Origin of the sequence: Streptomyces sp. NPDC018019 (genome assembly GCF_044327805.1) — a bacterium.
GTDB lineage: Bacteria > Actinomycetota > Actinomycetes > Streptomycetales > Streptomycetaceae > Streptomyces.
Window position 1 is genome coordinate 1 of record NZ_JBIRGD010000079.1, and the last position, 1,017, is coordinate 1,017.

Annotated in this window: 1 protein-coding gene; it reads left to right on the forward strand. The window is 65.9% G+C overall.

Features of this window, described 5'->3' with window-relative positions:
* Positions 1-452, forward strand: a 452-nt coding sequence (locus tag ACH4FX_RS43220) for an FAD-dependent oxidoreductase (RefSeq protein WP_398487404.1), incomplete at its 5' end; no start/stop codon positions are given.
* Between the last annotated feature and the right edge of the window lie 565 nt (positions 453-1,017).

Genomic DNA, 1,017 nt, shown 5'->3' on the forward strand with positions numbered 1-1,017 from the left:
ACCTCACCGACACCGGAGCCGTGCGCGACCGCCTCCTTGCCCGGTACCAGGACTGGCATGAGAGCCTGCTGCGCATCCTGCGCGACAACGAGGGCAGCTTCATCAACCGGCCGATGTTCGTCCTCCCGGTGCCCCACACCTGGCAACGCGTCCCGGGGATCACCCTGCTCGGCGACGCCGCCCACCTGATGCCGCCCATCGGCGTCGGCGCCAACCTCGCTCTGCTCGACGGCGCCGACCTCGCCCGCGCCGTCATCGGCCACCCCACCATCGGCGAGGCCCTCGACGCCTACGAAACCGTCATGCTGCCCCGCGCCACCGACAACGCTAAGACCGCCCAGCAGATGCTCACCACACTCATGCCCGACACCGACGCCGACACCGCAGCCTTCCCCGACAGCCTCTGGCCGACCGGCACCCGCCCTGACCCGCACCCCGATCACACCGGCTGAGCCCGCACCCGGGCACCCCTGGCGAGGCCCCTGAGAGTCACTTTTTTGCTGGTTTGTTCTCCACCATGCGTCTCAGTGCTTTACAGGCGCCGCTTGTTTCCCGGATCTGCGCATGACGGATAGGTGCGTAACGGGATGAACCGCACCTCGTGGAGTGAGACAGATCCTGCGGCATGAGACAGGCGATACGGGCCTCCCGTGAACCACAGGCGTCGCCTGAGCCGCCGCCGGCTCTGAGTGCCACCTCGCCACAAGGGCATGTTGGGAGCAAGCAGAATCTGCCGGTGAAAACGACCTCTCAGAGGACGTTCGTGCTGCTGACGTGCAGGTTTGACGGTTTTGTCGACCGCCTGGGATCGGCTGATTGGACCTGCTTGTGCTCAATGTCCAGTGCTGGTGTCTGTCGCAGGTCTGGCGTGTCGTCCCGTTCTGCCCCAACAGCTCCTGTCCGGTTCGAATTCGCGAGCACCCGTCCCCGCAGGTCGCACGGACGGGTGATGTACAGCCTCCAACTCCCAGTCGTATCAGTGCTGTCATGACACCGCAGCGGCCCCGCAAGGCATAC